The organism is Ruegeria sp. SCP11 (assembly GCF_040329455.1).
Classification (GTDB): Bacteria; Pseudomonadota; Alphaproteobacteria; order Rhodobacterales; family Rhodobacteraceae; genus Ruegeria; species Ruegeria atlantica_E.
This window is the reverse complement of the sequence record NZ_JBDZYG010000021.1, coordinates 43,769-60,322: the sequence shown is the minus strand read 5'-3', so window position 1 is coordinate 60,322 and position 16,554 is coordinate 43,769. Positions and strand designations below refer to the sequence as shown.

Genomic DNA, 16,554 nt, shown 5'->3' with positions numbered 1-16,554 from the left:
GCTGATACCGACCGTTCAACAGCATTCCATAATAGCCGAGCCAACGCCCCTCGCTGAGCTTCAGCCGGCGCACCCGGGCCTCGCCCAGCGTGCCCGCCAGTGTTGTGAACACACCGTCGAGCTGTTCGATCATTTCGCGGCGTTCCTCGTCTATCGTTCCAGACGACATGCCGAACATCTGTTTTGCCCGCTCATCCTGCCGCTTTTGCAGAATGGCGCTAATGATGATCTTGCGTTCTTTCAGCTCTGCATCGACGGATGCTGAGCGCATGGTCTGTGCCACTGCACCGGCAAAGCCGGTTGGATCTGTGATGACATGACCTGTCTCAGCCGGGACGGTCAGTCGATGAACGTAAAATGCCACCTCATTGGGTGTTGTGCGCAACACACGCTCAAACCGTTCGGCCAGGAATTCGAACTCGTTTTCGTCCAGCGTGTTTGCGTTGATTCCGGTGATTTCTGCAGCGGCGATAAGGCCGCCGTTGCGTGTGGACATGACCTCATCGTCCACAACATAGCCATAAGGCAACATCTGAAAGAGGCTCATTTCATCCTTGCGCCAGCTCGGCTCGATCAACGAGCGGGCAAGGGTCCACATGCCTCGGGCAGCAGGCTTAGGCACTATAGTAATCTCCCCCATGATGCTGGCGGTTTTTGGTGCGCGGAGTTTTGGAAAGGGTTACGAACAGGACGCGGAAGAAAGCCGGTTCCCATTCGTAAAAGAGGCGAAGCCCGGTGTAGAAAACAAAACCCGCAATGATTGCTGGCGCTATCCCGAACATGAAGAACGAAAGCATGGTCATCCCGATGATCACCAGCAGATAGATCACGGGTAGGCCGCCCCATTCTGCGGGGCGGCTCAGGCCGCGAAAGACCGTATTGCGGCGCGGCATCAATCAGGCTCCGATGAATGTATCAGCGAGGCCGATAACAGCACCGACGACGATAGCGATTACAGGGCCTTTCAACGAACCCCAGCCGAACACATAGGCGAGACAGCCCCAGATGAAGCCGACAGCGGCAAGGCTGACGCCAACGACCTTCGAGTCGGCCAGCGTTTCGTTGATGAAATCGCCAATGGCATCTTGCAGCCAGCCAGCGGAGGCGGGCGCTGCTGTGATGATGAACGCAGTGATCGCGAAAAACGCCATCTGCTGGTAGAAGTGGGTTCTTTTCATAGGTCTTTACTCACTTTGCTTAGGATGATCCGCACGTATTTGCGGGTTTCGGTGAAGGGGGGGACGCCGCCGTATTCGACGACGCGGTGAGGCCCGGCGTTGTAGGCGGCAAGCGCCAGCTTCCAGGTTCCGAACTCGCGGTACTGCGCCGCCAAATAGCGGGCACCACCGTCGAGATTTTCTGCAGGGTTCTTTGGATCCACGCCCAGGTCTTTCGCCGTTCCGGGCATGAGCTGTGCGAAGCCATAGGCACCCCTGGGCGACAAGGCATCAGCCCGATACCGGCTTTCCTGCCAGACCAGTGCCATGAACAACTCGGCCGGAATGTCGTGCCGTTTTGCCGCTGCATGGATTTCTTTGACGATCCGCTCTTGCGACCAGCCGCCCGAGGATCTGCGAGGCCGCGGTGCCTTGCCCGCAATCTCGATCTTTTCCTGTGGCTTGGCCTTCGGCGCTTCCGGTTTTTCGTCAAGCGTGTATTCACGCATCCGGATTGGGCGAACGACGCCATTGACGATTTCTGCCCGCACACCGTTCAGAAACACGCTGCCATCCGGTTCATACTCGATAACCTGGGAAAACGCAGCGTCTGTCGCTACGAACCACAGGACAAACGAACAGACAGCACCGGCCAAATTGGCTGAAGGAAGGTGCTTAAATATATAGCTAAATGCCTTGATTTTGTGTTGTTTTGAGCGAATTGGCTTGGACGGCCTTGAAGTCGCCACTCCCACTTCTAAGACGAACCTGTAAACGCGGTGAGTCCATCCCCATCTAGAGCTCACCTCGTTCTCTCTTCGGTGTAGCACCACATGCATCGAAGAGAGTTTCCCGCTGATAACGCCGGTTGTTGTTGAGCAATTCAGCCAAGTTTCGAAGGCCAAGGCGATTTCCCTTTATCCTGAAATTAGGTCAGTAGTTTTTACATAATTACCATTATGGGGTACGACGGCAGGTCATCTGGGCGGTGGGAAATAGGGTGCTGGGGCACAGCACTGAGCCCTTCGCGGGCTTCGTAGAAAGCCAGCGCTCAGCTTGGATCAATCAGCCGGAAGGTCTGACTGAAATGTCGGGATGTCCCGCTCGCCTCAATCGCCAGACAGCGCTAAGCGGTCGGAGGCGCAGATATGTTGTCCCGGGTTGCACCCATTGACTCTGGTGCGGTGCTGTCCAATCTAGGACCGGCATCTAGGGTTACTGTTTTTACCATAGTACAGTTCTCTCTTGATGTTGGAGGAATGCCCGGATGGATTTGGGGCGTTTCTTGTCCTGTCGGTTGTTGGCGCAATCGACAGGACCGCTCTCTGCTCAATAGTTTCGTTTTTTTGGTCATCAAGTCGTTGTTTGATCCTTTCCTTCAGCTGCACCAGGACCGGCGTCTACCACCGCTGTATGGTCGGGCGAGACCCTCGGAAATCAGGATGGCCCCGACCTCCTGCCCAGCCACACGCCCAACTGCTAGGAAGCGGTGATGCGAGTCCAGATCTGGTTGGATGACCAGCTCTATCTGGTCTGCCGACTGGACGAGCTCTGTCAGCCTTGCTTTCGCTTCCAGTCCCAGAGCCTTTTCCGCACGGCACTGCGGCCGGTAGGTCTCAGGCGCATCAAACCCAACAAGCCGATACCGGTCGTCACCATGGTCGATTGTGTCACCGTCAACGGCGATCACCTCAGATGCGCTCAGTGTCTCTGTTCGCTTGGTTGGTTCAATCCAAACTGCGGCAATGAACAAAGGCGCGAGCGCAGTGCTGAGAAACAAGAGCCGTTTCATGCGCCCTGCCCCAGTATTTTGATAAGCCGGGTTCTCGAACGTGACCGATCAGGTTTTAGATTTCGCGTCCAGAGCTTGCGCCGCTTCAAGACCCGCCGGCGTGATTGACTCGATCGTGTAGTCAGATTTGACGCAGAGAATGCGCCCGTCGCCAAATTCCTGGTGATGCTTAAAAAGGCCCGGCCAAAGATCGAACTCCCTGGGCTCAGCGCCCGCTCGAGAGATCTTCGACTTGCACAGGGCTCCGACATAGTTCGGAGAGCTGTAAATGCAGTGGTACTTAGGTCGTCCAAGGGAAGCGAGTCCGATAAATTCGTAGCGGCATGTAAATGGAACCTGATCTTCTTTCAGGCCCCGGACCATCTCGATGGTTACCACAGTGTATTGTCTCTTGTTGTCCGCCATGACGACCCCCTATGGGCCGTCTTCTACATCCAAAAGTTGTGGACTAAAACACAATCTACGTCAATATAAGAAAACACGCTAATATGCTATATTGGATTGTCAGCGGCATATTGGCCGGATATTGCTTAGGCGATTCGCAAGCAGGAGACACCATCATGAACCATTCAAAGCCCAGAATTCAAAGCCGCGCGAAGGCCCTTGCAGTTGCACTCGCTACACTGCCGGCGTCTCAGGCCAGTGCCTATCCAATCGACTGCGCGATATTTCTTTGTCTCGCCGGAGGTTGGCCAAGTTCGGCTGATTGCGTCGCTGCCAAGGCGGAGTTCATTCGGCGCATCACACCCTACCCGGTCGAACCGCCGCTGCAACTCTGGCGCTGTCCGATGAACGTATCAAACAGCTCCTCGGACTTGGGTCCTATGGAAAGGCTGGAAGCCATCAAGCGCAACAGTGCCAGCTCTATTCCTGAGCTTCCATCCGACGAAACCGCTGAGAACTTGTTGGTAGATGCTGCGATCTCCATTGAAGCGATCCAGGCATATCACGACGACTTCGGCGATGGGCTTCAGGCCACCCCGATCAGCGTTGATCTCTCATCGCCGGATTTCGACGTTGTCAGGTCCATCAGGGTTTGGGATGTGCGCCACTACAGCTATCGTCGTCGTTCGCGAGAGGGCGACTGCGAGCGTTCGCTTGATCTGGTCGTTGGCAGCTATGACGACAACGTAAGCTTTCAATGGTCCGTACACGCTCCTGCGCCGATCCCAGATTGGTTGCCCCTTGGCAATCGCTGCGAGCCTCCCAGTTACTTCCGCGGCGTTGGTGTTGAGTGGACCGACATATTCGGATTCAGCGAGTACGAACTCATCCGATACTGACGTTGTTTGCCTGGTAGGTGAATGCATTTCCACTGCAGAAGTCAGTGAACGTGCCAGCCGCATCGGCAACGAGGCCTTAGTTCCAGAGGAACATCCTAACCCCGAAAACAAAAAACCCCCGCAAGGCGGGGCCTCAGCGGGGATCTTCCTAAGTCACGTTTGATCACCTGATTTATAGGAAACTCCAAAATTACTGACAAGGATAAACGCATCTGTGCGAACGGTTTTTCTCTGTCTTTTCGCTGAGGTTCGAGCCGCCTTGCTTCCCCAATGAGAAGCAGACTATGAGACCCCTGAACCATACCGAATACCCTGCCCCGATAAGCCGCGATGCCAATACTGACCATTGCCAAGGGAAGCCAATACAATGAGCTTTCGGCAGATCGCATCCGCCCATCACCGCGAAAATTCACGCTTCCACAACGGCCTTCCCGACGGCTGGAACCGTGACAGGTTTCGGCAGCTCTGTGTATGCTATGCCCAGATCAGGGGCGTGTCGGCCCAGTGTATTCGCACCTTTGAGATCATCATCGACATGATCTCGCCATGCGCGTTTCGCGACCCGTCCCAGGAACCCTTTTGCTACGCGCGCCAGGAAACACTGATTGCCGGGCGTGGCGTGACAGATCGGACAATCCACAATCACGAACGTGAGCTGGAAAGGATTGGCCTGATGGAACGCAGGCTTGGCGCAAATGGTGCGCGTTGTAAGCGCAAAGGACTTGGCCTCTCCCTGACCCCAGCCCTGAACCTCATTCCAGAGATGCTCGAAGCGGACGTGCAAAGCAAGGCTGAGAAGAAAGAGCATGATGAGCTGCGCGGGGATCGATCACGGCTTTGCCGATATGTGAAACATAGTCTGGCTGTGCTTCTCTTACTCCCCTGCCCTCCTGAAAGCTTGGAAGACATGATGGAGGAGCTTCAATCCTGGCCGCGCGCTGACAAGCTAAAATACCTGTCATTGGATGCCCTCAGATCACATGTTCAGGCGGCCCATGACCATTGGAAACGGATCGAAGAGTATGTCGCAAAACACGGTGAAATTTCGGGTGAACCCGAAGCTTGTTTCGGGTCCCATATACAAGACCAAATTGAAGAAACAATTCTGTCCTGTAACGCCGATGGCGAGAGTTCTATGTCCTCGGCAAAAGCCTCGGAACCAGATTGTTCCGGCTCCGGGCCTGACGGCCCTCCGAATTGCTTAGAAAGCAATCATCCGACAGACACGGCATCACGCAAGGCCCAAAAACTACCGCGGGTGAACAATCGCATCCTTTATGAACTGGCCTCACCCGAGTTGCGCATGCATATCGATATCGCCGGTGGTGGAGATCAGAATTCCAAGCCAAGCCTCTTTGCGATTGAGACCGGTGTTTGGTCCCGACTTTCGGAGATTGGCACCAATGTCTCCGCCTGGCACGCGGCGATTGATCGGTTGACCATCATGGGAGCGATCCTGGCTGGAGTAATCACGGATGCGAGGCTGAGTGATCCGCGGTTGCCGTCCGTGGTTAATTCGGGTGGATACCTTCGCGGCATGGTGCAAGCTGAAGAACGGGGTGAATTGAACCTGATTTCCAGTTTCATGGGGCTTTTGGCGCGTAGAGCCCGAGAGGAGGAAGACGGGCTTCCGCAAGACCACTAGAGCGGGTTTTAGCTGTGTCGGATTATGCCCGCCAGCTGCTCAAATTGACGTGTCTCATCGGCAGGATATCGCTCTGTTTCCGCCTCCAGAACAGAACCGTATTCAAATCTGTGATTAGCTACGGGAATTCCCGAGTAGTTTGTTCAGCTTTAGGTTGCTAATCGGCCCCAACGGCGACGCGGAACAGAAAGGCAGCTTATGAAAATCGCGGATATTGGCAATTCTGAACTGGATTTCAGGCAAACAGGCGAAGCGCGCCTCCAGGAGATTTGCTCCAGGTTTGGACTGGAAAATGCGTCCTACGCCCATATCGACAAGTATCACAACGTTGTCCACGGCTGCACCACGTTCCCGGCCGAATGGGTCAGGCATTACGTCGACAACGATCTGGTTCTGGCCGATCCCCTCATTCGCTTTGGCGCTGCAATGATTGCACCAATTGATTGGGCTGTGTTTGATGACCAGCGTGAACATGCACCACTATTCGAGGCTGCAAGGGAAGTTGGTGTGGGTCAGAACGGCCTTTCCATTCCGGCTATCAATCCGTTTGGTGAGCGTGGTGTTTTTACGGTTACGTCCAATCTGCCGCGGTCTGAGTGGGACGCCTTGGTCGCTACAATGCTCCCTGCCCTTCGCCATGAGGCACAGGTCCTGCATCTGCTTGCGCTGGATGTCATTGAAACCGTATTCAACTTTCCCTCGGATTCCCTGTCTGGCGATGAACTGGATGTGTTGAAGATGCTCGCGTCGGGTTTGATACCGTCTGTCATTGCCAGGCAGACGGGGCATTCTTCGCGAATGGTAGAGGCACTGACTGCTTCGATCACCACCAAGCTCAAAAGCCGGACGATTGAACAGGCAGTGGCGCGGGCAGTCAGTACTGGATTTCTTAAGTGGAGCGATTTCTTTGCCGACCCTGTGGCCGAACTGGTCAATATGGAAAGTCAGCGACTATGCGGTGGGATCGTCCGTTGGGGTGGCAGGTCTCACGAGTTTATCGCTTTTGAAGACGGCAGACTGGTGCGGAACGCTGATAGCTTTCAGCCGGTCCAGATCACGGATCTCGTGAGAGAGTTTAACTTGAGTGCAAACGAGGTGGTCGAGGAACTTGCGCGTAACCGTGATCAAAGATTGCGGATTAGGTATCTCTGAATTCAGCTAAAACGCACTGCTTTGTCTTTGAAAAGACCGCAGGCGCAAGTTTCACATAATTTCGCTTACGTCGCTGTGCCACCGTTGTAGAGCCCACTCTAACTCTGGATTCTAAATCTCCTATTCTGCTGAAAACGCGTCACGTTCAAAGCTTGGCTACAGAGCCCTTAGACGCGAGGGCAGCAGACGCTGTCACCTTCGTTCTAACAGCCAAAAATTGTAGATTGAGGCCTCATCTCTGCAATGCCCTGGCATACTGGAGGATCTTGCCCAGCGTGGTTTCACAGGAGGTGCTTACCCGTTCGCCGAAACAGCGAGTCTGGCGTTGGCCGTGAAAGCTCCAGTAATTGCTTCTGACGCCGTCAACTTAGCTCTAAGGCAAATCCGCAATCGTTGTCTATTTGGAACCTGTCCCTCTATGAATAGATTTCGATTGGCGTTCCGTCTTTGACCATAGCGTAGATCTCTTCAATCTCCTGATCTGTGACAGCGACGCACCCTGCGGTCCAGTCACGCTTGTTCGTGGGATCAATTCCAGGGCGAGGGCCGCCATGGATAAAAATATCACCGCCCGGAGAACGACCCAGAGCTCGGGCAAACGCAGAATCCGCCTCGTTCGGATAAGAGATTCCGATTGAAAGATGGAAAAGGCTTTCGGGATTGCGACGGTCAATTACATAGGAGCCTTCAGGTGTTCGCCCGTCTCCTTCGAATTGCTTGTGACCTTCGGGGGCAAATCCGAGTCCAATCGGAAAAGTCCGCAAGACACGCTCACTACCATCGAGGATAAGTAGGCGCTGCCCTTTGTATAGCCGAAGCCGAGTCACAACCGGCCCATTGTAAGTACGGAACTTGCTTGCACAGCCAGACAAAAAGGCGGCTATGAAGCCAGAGAGAAACAAACGTCTTTTCATAGGAACTGCCCGGCTCATTTTGATTTTTTTCAAAAGAATATCACTAAAGGCCAATTGAACAAAGGTGTATTGGATCTCACTAGGACAGGAACCGAAAACCAAGTGATCAGTTGTGGCCACCTCGTCAGCAGTGCAATGAATGACACTTTGATTTCGACATTTGTTATTCTTACGCAACCTTTCAGTTTTCGCCTATTCAGTACGGAGATCGCTGCTGAAATCAGGGTTTTTGCCGCTGGAAATCTTGACGCCGATTGTTAAGTGAGCCAGATCGACTACCGAATTGGATTCTTGTTCTAAGGGTTCGTTCACTACGCTGCACCTGTATCGATTTTCAGGTACCACGTAGTTTCGCGCCGGGCCACTCACCCTCAGATAGCGTCACTGTCTAGCTGCAACTTAGGACAATCTCTGTCTATCTGAAATTAGATCTACCAAATTTCGCAAACATATTTGAGGCTCTTTTTGTTTCTATTTTGTTTCATCAGCGCGCCTCACGAACCCTTTAAAAACTGCAAGAGTTTCTTCGCTTACATGATGTTCAATACCTTCAGCGTCATGCTCTGCGACTTCCGGTGAAACGCCCAAGGCGATCAGGAACTCCACGACAATCCGGTGACGCCTTCTACAAGCTTCCGCCAATTGACGCCCGGCATCGGTCAGCTGAAGTGAGCGGTAGGGTATTTGCTCAATGAAACCCTCTCGTTTTAGACGAGCCAAATTTTTGGAAACCGTAGGTTGGGTCACGCCCAATCGCTCGGCTATTTCGACCGGGCGCGCCGCGCCATTCTGATGGATCAGCTCCGCGATAAGTTCAACGTAGTCTTCAACCATTTCGCTCTGATGAGCCTGTCGCACGGCCTCAAATCCACTCGCCTGAGTGTCAATACTACGATCTGAATTTCGCGGTGTTGTTTCGGTCATCGGCTCACGATTACGTCGCTGGTCTAGTCTCCAGTGTATGCACCTGAAAGTCGAACTTGACAATGAGCATGCTTCCACCGATAAATTAGACAAGGCTAACTTTAATAGATAAAGCTATGAAACACCTGATAGCGTCCACACTTCTTTGCGCATTGCCAGTGATCGCGGATGCCACGGCGATTGAAGAATCTCCTTGGGCACCACGCGCTGCCGCGTATCGACTGACCTTGTTCATGGGAAATCTAACTCCGGTTCCCTGGGATGAAATTGAGAGGAGTTGGACTTCGCCTGCACCCGGCAGTGACATTCAGGTCGCTCCCTTATCACGCGTCTCCGACAATGAGGCGCTTGCGATCAACCGAGCTATGCAAGCCGAAGATAGGCAGGCGCTGTTTGAAGCAAGCACAACTGCCATTGCTGAGGGAATTCTGCGCCATCTGGATGTCGCAAAGACCGAGCTGGGTCAGCCTGAAGCGGCACGCGAGGTCGCGCAAGCGGCTGCTCTGTTCCGCGCATTCGAGGATGGTATCAAGGCTGCAGACACGTCGGCGTCTCGCGATCTGGGCCGGGCATGGTTGGTTCTGAACTCCACCCTTGGCAGCGCAGGAGTACTGGGCAATGGCGCACAAACAGTGGATGTCGACCAATTTGCAGAAGCTCAGGCCACTATTGTTGCCTATATTCGTGCCAACTATCTGCCATCCGAGTATGCCCAACGCGACAAGTTAACACCGCTGCCTGAAGCAGTTGTGCTTTCCGGCGAACATATCACAATGCCTGCCACTCTGCCTCCAGGGTCGAACATCGGAGATCAGGCGCAGCTGCCGCGGCTGGTTCTTCAATTTGAGGAGGCGGGTGAGGATGAAGCCAATCTACCGCTGGTGGCCTATGGCGATATGCTGTTCGACAGCCCTGAAATCTTCGGCGGCCCGGCGCGCGAGTTGGGCATTGCCTGCTCGACCTGCCACAACCGCTCCGACGTGAACCGGGATTTTTTCATTCCGGGCCTTTCATCCCATCCGGGTGGGATGGATGTGGACGGATCGTTCTTCAATCCAATGTTCAATGACCGGACCGATGATCACTTGGACACGCCTTCCATGCGCGGCATCCGCTTTACCGCACCTTATGGCCGCGACGGGCGCGAACCCAGCCTGCGTCGGTTCATCCGAAATGTGATTGTGACCGAATTCGCGGGAAAGGAACCAACGCCGTTCCAACTGGATGCGCTGGAAGCCTATGTCAAACAGTTCGACTTTCTTCCCAACCCAAAGATCGATCGGTCCGGCAAGCTAACCGATCTGGCGTCAGACGCCGCCAAGCGCGGGGAGGTGCTGTTCAACTCAAAGTTTGCCGGACTTGGTGACAAATCCTGCGCTTCGTGTCACACGCCTGACCGTCAGTTCCGCGATGGTCTGACCTACGACATCGGCAGCGCTGCACCACCATTCCCCGGCGGCACGGCTACCGCGTTCGAAACCCCGACGCTGCGCAACGTCAATTTCACTGCACCTTACATGCATGACGGATCGTTGCCGACGCTGGCCAGCGTTGTTGACTGGTTCAATGACACCAAAAATTTGGGGTTGGACGAAGCACAGCGCGCAGATCTGACGGCCTATGTCGAAGCTGTTGGAGACGGTGAAGACCCCTATCAAGTATTCGAAGGTCGCAACAGCGTATTCCGCTTGTCCTGGGAGGAGCTGACGACATTCGCCAGCACGCTCGATACCCTGCTGCCGATGCAGGATGCCGAAAATATAGCGGTTCTGATCGACACAGTAGCTCCTGATCTGGCCGCGGATGCCAGTGTCATGGTCAATCAGAACGCCAAGCCCGAAATCTACGAATTTGCCGCTATCCTGCGGGCGGTTGGCGATGCCAGCGCCGAAGGAAACTGGACCGAAGCCACCCGCCAGTGGGAACTGTTCAAGGCCATGCAAGCCGAAATTGACGAGAGGATGTTCTGATGTTGTCGCGCCGCAATTTTCTGGTCGCTGCAGCCGCATCTGCAGCGCTGCCCGTAATGGCTGCAACTGATCAGGGGCTGAAGCTGGCCTTCATCCCGCAGGAGAACCCCGAAAAGCTGTTGGGTGACATCAACGTCATCACCGGCTGGCTTTCCGAGCAGATGGGTGTCCCGGTCACGGGGTTTGTCACGTTTGACCACGCTGCCGCCGTCGAGGCGTTGCGCAACGGTGATGCCGACATCTCGTTCATGGGAGCATTGCCCTTTGTGTTGGCCGAAGACCAGATCGGCGCCGTACCGCTTTTGTCCGAGGTTTATCGCGGGCAACCCAGCTATTCGGGCAGGGTCTTCGTTCGGCGTGACAGCGGAATCGAGACGCTGGCCGATCTGAAGGGGCGAGACATTGCCTTTTCAGATCCGGTGTCGGAATCCGGTTACATCTATCCGCTTGATCTGTTTGTGCGTGCCGGGCTGTTCTCGGGCACGGGCGATGCCGACAGCTTTTTCGGGCAGAAATTCTTTGCTGGCGGATATCAGCAAGCGATGCAGGCCATGGCCAACGGACTGGTCGATGCGGCAGGCGCAAGCCAGTATGCCGATCTCTATCTGACTCCGGATCAGCAGGCCGAGGTCAAGGTGCTGGCGGAATCAGAACAAATTCCCAGCCACGCAATCATTGCCCGCCCCGATCTGGACGCTGGGCTGCAGGCGAAGTTCATTGAAACCATGCTGCGCCTCAACGAGAGTGAGAACCGTCACCTACTGGCTTACCTCTATGGCCCGGATGGCTATCTTCCTGCTGATCCATCGGTTTACGAGGGCGTGCGCGAGACTGCGCGGCGGTATGGGTTTCTGAAATGAACCCTATAGCTTCACTCAACGCGGTATCTCAGCACTTTGCCAGTGCGGCAGCTCTTACAGATGTTTCACTGTCGGTGCAGCCCGGTGAAAGCGTCGCGCTACTCGGTCCTTCGGGTGCGGGCAAATCAACGATGCTGGCGTTGTTGGACGGTCGTTTGAGCGGTTGGCAGGGCGAGGCACAGGTGCTGGGCAAGCCACTTTTGGCAACAGGAATTCCATCCCGCGAGGACCGTGCCAATACTGGCTTTGTCTTCCAGGAATTCGCATTGGTTGATCGGCAGAGTGTTTATCAGAATGTGATGAACGGTCGGATGGGCCGGATGAATATCTGGTCCTCACTCTGGGGTCGGTTCCGGGAAGAGGACCATATGTGCGTGACACGGGCGCTTCAGGATACGGGGCTGTCCGATCTGGCAAGCCGCCGTGCCGATCAGTTGTCGGGTGGACAACGGCAGCGCGTTGCGATTGCCAGATGTCTGGCACAAGAACCCGAGTTGATCCTTGCGGATGAGCCCGTCAGCAATTTGGATCCTGCTCACGCCGAACGCATTCTGAGCCTGATCACCAGCTCTGCACGTAGCCGCGGAATCGGCGTCATTTTCAGTTCGCATCAGCCAGAGCTGTCGCGCCGCTTTGCTGAGCGCATCATAGGCCTGCGAGATGGCGTGGTATTGTTCGACAAACCGTCGGCTCAATTGACCAGCGCGGACATCGATGAACTGTATCACGGCGCCGGTGTCACATCGGGGCTGCGGGTAGTCAGTTGATGGGTCGATCTGTCATTTGGGTCATGCTGGCACTGGCGATCCTGTGGTCGCTGACCAGCGGGGATATGGGATTGGGCAAGCTGCCAGGCGCGGGGCCCCGTCTGGCAGAGTTTCTGGGGCGCATGATCCCACCTGACCTGTCCGTTTGGCGCGAGGTTCTGACGGGGCTGGCCGAGACACTGAGGATCGCCATTCTGGGAACTTTGTTCGCTGTGACCCTGTCGGCGGGACTGGCCGTTCTGGCCTCTGAAACTATGGTGCCACCAGCGATCTGGCGTCCCGTCCGTGCCTTGCTGGCGGTTATCCGATCGATCCCGCTGATCCTGGTCGCTATGCTAATGGTGGGCGCTGTTGGGTTGGGTCCACTTCCCGGTATACTGGCAATCACATTTCACGCGACCGGCATGTTGGCAAAGTTCTATGCGGAAGCCATCGACAATGTTGCTACCGCTCCTGTGGCGGCGCTTGAAAGCGCGGGAGCCAACAGAATTCAACAGTTGCGTTGGGCGATCTGGCCGCAGATGGCGCCTGTGATCATGCGCGATACCGTATTTCGGTTTGAGCTAAATCTGCGCGAAAGCCTGATACTGGGCATTGTCGGTGCCGGTGGCATCGGGTTGTATGTGCAAACCTATGTACGGTCGTTTCAGTATGAAAAGGCTGCGACCGTGACGTTGGCAATCATTGTTCTGGTTTTATTGTCAGAGGCGCTGAATACGGCCTTGCAAAAACGGTTCAACTAAGCCGGAATTTCCCAATTCTCCAAGGAAAAGGCTCGTGTCTTTCCTTTCTTCCATAGCGGTTGAAGGTTGGATGCTTCGCTTGAAACCGGGCCGGTGTAGTCTGCTACACACCCCCTCACGCTGGTTTGTTAAGGCCTCAAGCTTGCTAGATTGAAAGTCGCCTGCGTTGAGGAAAATTTTTGGTGCCAATCTAGCGTTCAAACGGATTCACCGCTGTTTCCATGGGAATGTGTTGCCGAAACAATTGCTACCAGCCTGCCAGTGCGTAGTGCTCTGACACGTGCGTTCATCCAATGCCTCACGACGACTCGGTACATCAGTTCACGGAAAAAGCCAAAGTTCTGCCTGTGACGGACATAGAAGGAGTCAGGGGAGTCAAAGACCCCAAAATCCTGCACGATGCCGTTTCTTTGAATGTATGTGTCACGGCCTTCCCATTCGACCTGGGGATCGCTCAGGCAATCCGTCCCCACACCATACCCACACAGGCTTTCTGTTTTGGGAAATGTCTGCTGCAACACGCGTAAGAAAAGCTCATCCAGAATAAAGCCTTCCAGCTTTAGCCACGTACCCTCTGTTTCGACTTCGACCCATGAATGCACAATCTCCGTCGGCGCCATCGGATAGAAAAGCTCGGGAACCACACCCCTCTGCAATTCTTTGTGGATCGTAAAGCCATGCAAACGGCATCGGATACCGCTGCCGCGAAACAGTGCCATCAGAAGAGTGCCCTTGGTATTGCATTGCCCATAGCCATTGGCGAGTACCTCTGACGCCGGGATATCGTCTGCACGGTTGTAACCAAAGGCAATCTCGTTACGCACGAAATCATAAATAGCGCCAATTCGATCCAATACAGGCAGATCGGGCCAGCTCCGTTCAGTTATGAGCCCCAAAATTGCGGGTGTTTCAAAATCAAGCAGAGGTGTGGCGGTTAGCAACGGGTCTCGGTTCAGCATTTGGTCTCTCGTCGAATCAACTCAGAAAGACTTTTAATTGCTATAGTGACTATAGCTTCAAGAGGCTAATTCCAGTTCGCAATAACGCTGCCCGGGGTTAGGCGCCGATTTCTTCGTGATCAGTAAGACATTCGGAATGATCGCGCAGAACTTCGAGAACACGACAGTCCGAGGTGTTGCCGCCACTGCATTCATGCACCATGCGCTCCAGCTCGGTCCGCAACGCTTCCAGCCGCGCCATTCTTTGCTCAATCTGTTTGAGTTGCCGGCGCGCGATACTGTCGGCTTCATGACATGGGCGATCCGGATCGTCGGACAAATCAAGCAGTTCGCGTATCGCCTCAAGCGAAAACCCCAATTGGCGGGAATGACGGATAAAAGCCAGGCGATCCAGTTCGGTATGGCCATAACGCCGCTGGCCACCTTCGGTGCGCCCCGGTTCCGGCATAAGTCCGATCTGCTCGTAATAGCGGATCGTCTGAACCTTGGTTCCGGTCTTTTTTCCAAGCGTTCCGATCGTCAGCATCTGGGTCTCCTTACAAAGTTACAGCTTATGTAGGTTCAGGTTGGCGCCGCACAATAGCACCTTCCAGCCGGTGGACCTGTGACACCCAGCCGCAGGCTCAAAATCCCCTTTGAACCTCTAGCAGGTAGAGGGTGTACATGCCGTTCTGAACCAAGAATCACAGGCGGACGGCTAGCTTTGAAACTGACCGTATTTCAGAAAATCTTATGGGTACTGGCTGGTGTCGCAACGGCGGCATTTGCCTATCTGATGCTGTGGTCAGAATATAGACCTGCGCGGTTTGAGGAGGGGTCTGTTCCGTTCGAAGCCAGGTTCGAACTGACAGATCACTCTGGCGTTGTTCGTACTCAGAACGACTTTGCGGGCAAATGGATGTTGGTGTTTTTTGGGTTCACCAACTGCCCGGACGTATGCCCTACAACACTGTCTGAGGTAGCAGCAGTGCAGGAAGGCCTGGGAAACCAATCAAACCAAGTGCAACCTATCTTCATTTCAATTGACCCCGAACGCGACACTCCGGCCGTCCTGGCCGAGTATGTGCCACTTTTCGATGCGGGGATCATTGGGCTTACAGGCACGCCAGAACAGATTGCGCAAACGTCCAAGACCTTTCCGATATTCTACGAACGGATCGAACAGACCGCTGCACCGGACGGATATACGATGGGGCATACCTCTCATCTGTTTCTGTTCAATGAGGACGCTGGATTCGTTCAGTCCTGGTCATATGGCACACCTGCCGAAGAAATTCTTGCGGATCTGAAACAGAGACTCTGAGCACCATGTCCCGGTTTTCCAAAGATACACTTCTTGGCCTGGCCTGGGCGATTGCCCTGGTTGCGTCTCTTTCTGTTCTGTTTATTGGAGAGATCCTGGGGCAGACGCCCTGTGTGCTGTGCTGGTTCCAGCGTGCGTTCATGTTCCCATTGGCGATCGTACTGGGGCTTGGCCTGTGGTGGCAGGACCAGAACGTGGGTCGTTACGGGATAGCACTGGCATTGGGGGGCGCTGCTGTCGCCTTGTGGCATATGGGCCTGTATGCTGGTCTGATCCCCGAAAAAATCCAACCATGCTCGGCAAGTGGTCCGTCCTGCACCGACGCAAATCAATCTGTTTTGGGCATCCCGATTCCGCTGATGGCGCTCGTTTCGTTTGCGCTGATCGGCGCTCTATGTGCTCTTTCACTCAAGGAGAAACAAGTATGAACAGACGTGGCATGATCTTGTCCGTTCTCGCGCTCGGTGGGGCCGGATTCGGAGCCGCCGCCTGGTACGTGAACCGAACGACTGCTTCAGGCAATACCGAGCCTGTCGCACCCGAAATCGCTGAAACACTTATCCGTTCTTACTCGCCTGTTCTCGGTCCTAAAGACGCACCGGTTACAATAGTCGAATTCTTCGATCCAGCTTGTGAAGCCTGCCGTGCCTTTCATCCGGTCGTGAAGGACATCATGGCACAGCATGGAGACCTCGTGCGGGTTGTGATCCGGTACACCCCTTTCCATGGCGAAGGCTCAGAGGAGGCGATCCGCGTGCTTGAAGCGGCACGCATGCAGGGAGTCTTCGAACCAGTGCTGGAAGCCGTGCTGCGGGAGCAGCCCAAATGGGCCGCGCATGGTGCGCCTGAGCCTGGTCTTATTATTCGAGTTGCAGCAGCGGCGGGACTGGATGCCGAGGCAGCGCAGGCACAAATGCTTGCGCCCCAGACAGTTGGTGTTCTCAATCAGGATCGCGCTGATGTCGAAGCGGTCGGTATAAGGCAAACTCCGACATTCTTCGTCAATGGCAAATCTCTGGATCCGTTTGGTGAGGCTGAATTGAGACGCCTGGTCGCTGCAGAAGTTGCAGCACTGCAAAGCTGAG

The 16,554-nt window shown here is 54.7% G+C and carries 20 protein-coding genes; 10 read left to right on the top strand and 10 right to left on the bottom strand.

Annotation, left to right across the window (positions count from 1 at the left end; genetic code table 11):
- The 6 genes from ABLN94_RS22850 to ABLN94_RS22825 all read right to left on the bottom strand — a co-directional run.
- Nucleotides 1-622 (bottom strand): hypothetical protein (locus ABLN94_RS22850; RefSeq protein ID WP_352996746.1); only part of this gene is annotated, 622 nt, incomplete at its 3' end.
- On the bottom strand, nt 615-893 hold the full coding sequence (locus tag ABLN94_RS22845; protein ID WP_352996745.1) for a VirB3 family type IV secretion system protein: 279 nt from the start codon (nt 891-893) through the stop codon (nt 615-617). The genes ABLN94_RS22845 and ABLN94_RS22850, both read right to left, overlap by 8 nt.
- 3 nt (nt 894-896) lie before the next feature.
- Complete coding sequence (locus ABLN94_RS22840) at nt 897-1,178, bottom strand: hypothetical protein (protein ID WP_170574749.1); 282 nt, start codon at nt 1,176-1,178, stop codon at nt 897-899.
- Nucleotides 1,175-1,723, bottom strand: a complete 549-nt coding sequence (locus ABLN94_RS22835) for a lytic transglycosylase domain-containing protein (RefSeq protein ID WP_352996740.1) — start codon at nt 1,721-1,723, stop codon at nt 1,175-1,177. The genes ABLN94_RS22840 and ABLN94_RS22835 overlap by 4 nt, the downstream gene beginning before the upstream one ends.
- Nucleotides 1,724-2,535: 812 nt before the next feature.
- Nucleotides 2,536-2,949: a thermonuclease family protein gene (locus ABLN94_RS22830; RefSeq protein WP_352996738.1), complete on the bottom strand. Its 414-nt coding sequence runs from the start codon at nt 2,947-2,949 to the stop codon at nt 2,536-2,538.
- 48 nt (nt 2,950-2,997) lie between these two features.
- Nucleotides 2,998-3,354 carry a hypothetical protein gene (locus ABLN94_RS22825; RefSeq protein WP_170474374.1) on the bottom strand — a complete coding sequence of 119 codons (357 nt, stop codon included), beginning with the start codon at nt 3,352-3,354 and terminating at the stop codon, nt 2,998-3,000.
- A 155-nt stretch (nt 3,355-3,509) separates the two neighbouring features.
- Here ABLN94_RS22825 and ABLN94_RS22820 point away from each other — a divergent pair, with 155 nt between their 5' ends.
- The 3 genes from ABLN94_RS22820 to ABLN94_RS22810 all read left to right on the top strand — a co-directional run bounded on the left by ABLN94_RS22820 (nt 3,510) and on the right by ABLN94_RS22810 (nt 7,029).
- Entirely contained in the window at nt 3,510-4,232 is a 723-nt protein-coding gene (locus tag ABLN94_RS22820) for a hypothetical protein (RefSeq protein ID WP_352996736.1), read from the top strand.
- Between the two features lie 367 nt (nt 4,233-4,599).
- Nucleotides 4,600-5,877 carry a helix-turn-helix domain-containing protein gene (locus tag ABLN94_RS22815; protein WP_352996734.1) on the top strand — a complete coding sequence of 426 codons (1,278 nt, stop codon included), beginning with the start codon at nt 4,600-4,602 and terminating at the stop codon, nt 5,875-5,877.
- Nucleotides 5,878-6,075: 198 nt separating this feature from the next.
- On the top strand, nt 6,076-7,029 hold the full coding sequence (locus ABLN94_RS22810) for a helix-turn-helix transcriptional regulator (RefSeq protein WP_352996732.1): 954 nt from the start codon (nt 6,076-6,078) through the stop codon (nt 7,027-7,029).
- Nucleotides 7,030-7,445: 416 nt separating this feature from the next.
- On the opposite strand, the gene ABLN94_RS22805 is transcribed toward ABLN94_RS22810, so the two are convergent.
- Nucleotides 7,446-7,943 (bottom strand): L,D-transpeptidase family protein, encoded by a 498-nt coding sequence (locus tag ABLN94_RS22805; RefSeq protein ID WP_352996750.1) that lies wholly within the window; start codon nt 7,941-7,943, stop codon nt 7,446-7,448.
- 471 nt (nt 7,944-8,414) lie between these two features.
- Complete coding sequence (mntR, locus tag ABLN94_RS22800; protein WP_352996731.1) at nt 8,415-8,867, bottom strand: manganese-binding transcriptional regulator MntR; 453 nt, start codon at nt 8,865-8,867, stop codon at nt 8,415-8,417.
- Nucleotides 8,868-8,983: 116 nt separating this feature from the next.
- On the opposite strand from mntR, the gene ABLN94_RS22795 reads away from it, so the two are divergent.
- From ABLN94_RS22795 to phnE, 4 genes are read left to right on the top strand one after another with little or no spacing between them, the layout of a single operon-like run.
- Nucleotides 8,984-10,837, top strand: coding sequence for a cytochrome c peroxidase (locus tag ABLN94_RS22795; protein ID WP_352996729.1), 1,854 nt, complete (start codon nt 8,984-8,986; stop codon nt 10,835-10,837).
- A complete protein-coding gene (locus tag ABLN94_RS22790; RefSeq protein ID WP_352996727.1) occupies nt 10,837-11,697 on the top strand; it encodes a phosphate/phosphite/phosphonate ABC transporter substrate-binding protein in 861 nt (286 codons plus the stop codon). The genes ABLN94_RS22795 and ABLN94_RS22790 overlap by 1 nt, the downstream gene beginning before the upstream one ends.
- A complete protein-coding gene (locus tag ABLN94_RS22785; RefSeq protein ID WP_352996725.1) occupies nt 11,694-12,464 on the top strand; it encodes a phosphonate ABC transporter ATP-binding protein in 771 nt (256 codons plus the stop codon). The genes ABLN94_RS22790 and ABLN94_RS22785 overlap by 4 nt, the downstream gene beginning before the upstream one ends.
- Nucleotides 12,464-13,207 carry a phosphonate ABC transporter, permease protein PhnE gene (gene phnE / locus ABLN94_RS22780; protein ID WP_352996723.1) on the top strand — a complete coding sequence of 248 codons (744 nt, stop codon included), beginning with the start codon at nt 12,464-12,466 and terminating at the stop codon, nt 13,205-13,207. The genes ABLN94_RS22785 and phnE overlap by 1 nt, the downstream gene beginning before the upstream one ends.
- Before the next feature lie 197 nt (nt 13,208-13,404).
- Here phnE and ABLN94_RS22775 read toward each other — a convergent pair whose 3' ends face one another.
- Both ABLN94_RS22775 and ABLN94_RS22770 read right to left on the bottom strand, forming a co-directional pair.
- Entirely contained in the window at nt 13,405-14,166 is a 762-nt protein-coding gene (locus ABLN94_RS22775) for a transglutaminase-like domain-containing protein (RefSeq protein ID WP_352996722.1), read from the bottom strand.
- A gap of 97 nt (nt 14,167-14,263) precedes the next feature.
- Nucleotides 14,264-14,692: a MerR family transcriptional regulator gene (locus ABLN94_RS22770; RefSeq protein ID WP_352996721.1), complete on the bottom strand. Its 429-nt coding sequence runs from the start codon at nt 14,690-14,692 to the stop codon at nt 14,264-14,266.
- Nucleotides 14,693-14,905: 213 nt separating this feature from the next.
- Between ABLN94_RS22770 and ABLN94_RS22765 the strand changes: the two genes are divergently transcribed.
- Genes ABLN94_RS22765 through ABLN94_RS22755 form a run of 3 tightly spaced genes read left to right on the top strand, consistent with a single transcriptional unit; the run spans nt 14,906 to nt 16,553 of the window.
- Nucleotides 14,906-15,469, top strand: coding sequence for an SCO family protein (locus ABLN94_RS22765; protein WP_352996748.1), 564 nt, complete (start codon nt 14,906-14,908; stop codon nt 15,467-15,469).
- Nucleotides 15,470-15,474: 5 nt separating this feature from the next.
- The gene (locus ABLN94_RS22760; protein WP_352996719.1) at nt 15,475-15,897 is read left to right on the top strand and encodes a disulfide bond formation protein B; all 423 of its coding nucleotides are present in this window, start codon (nt 15,475-15,477) and stop codon (nt 15,895-15,897) included.
- Complete coding sequence (locus tag ABLN94_RS22755) at nt 15,894-16,553, top strand: DsbA family protein (RefSeq protein WP_352996717.1); 660 nt, start codon at nt 15,894-15,896, stop codon at nt 16,551-16,553. The genes ABLN94_RS22760 and ABLN94_RS22755 overlap by 4 nt, the downstream gene beginning before the upstream one ends.
- Nucleotide 16,554 lies beyond the last annotated feature (1 nt).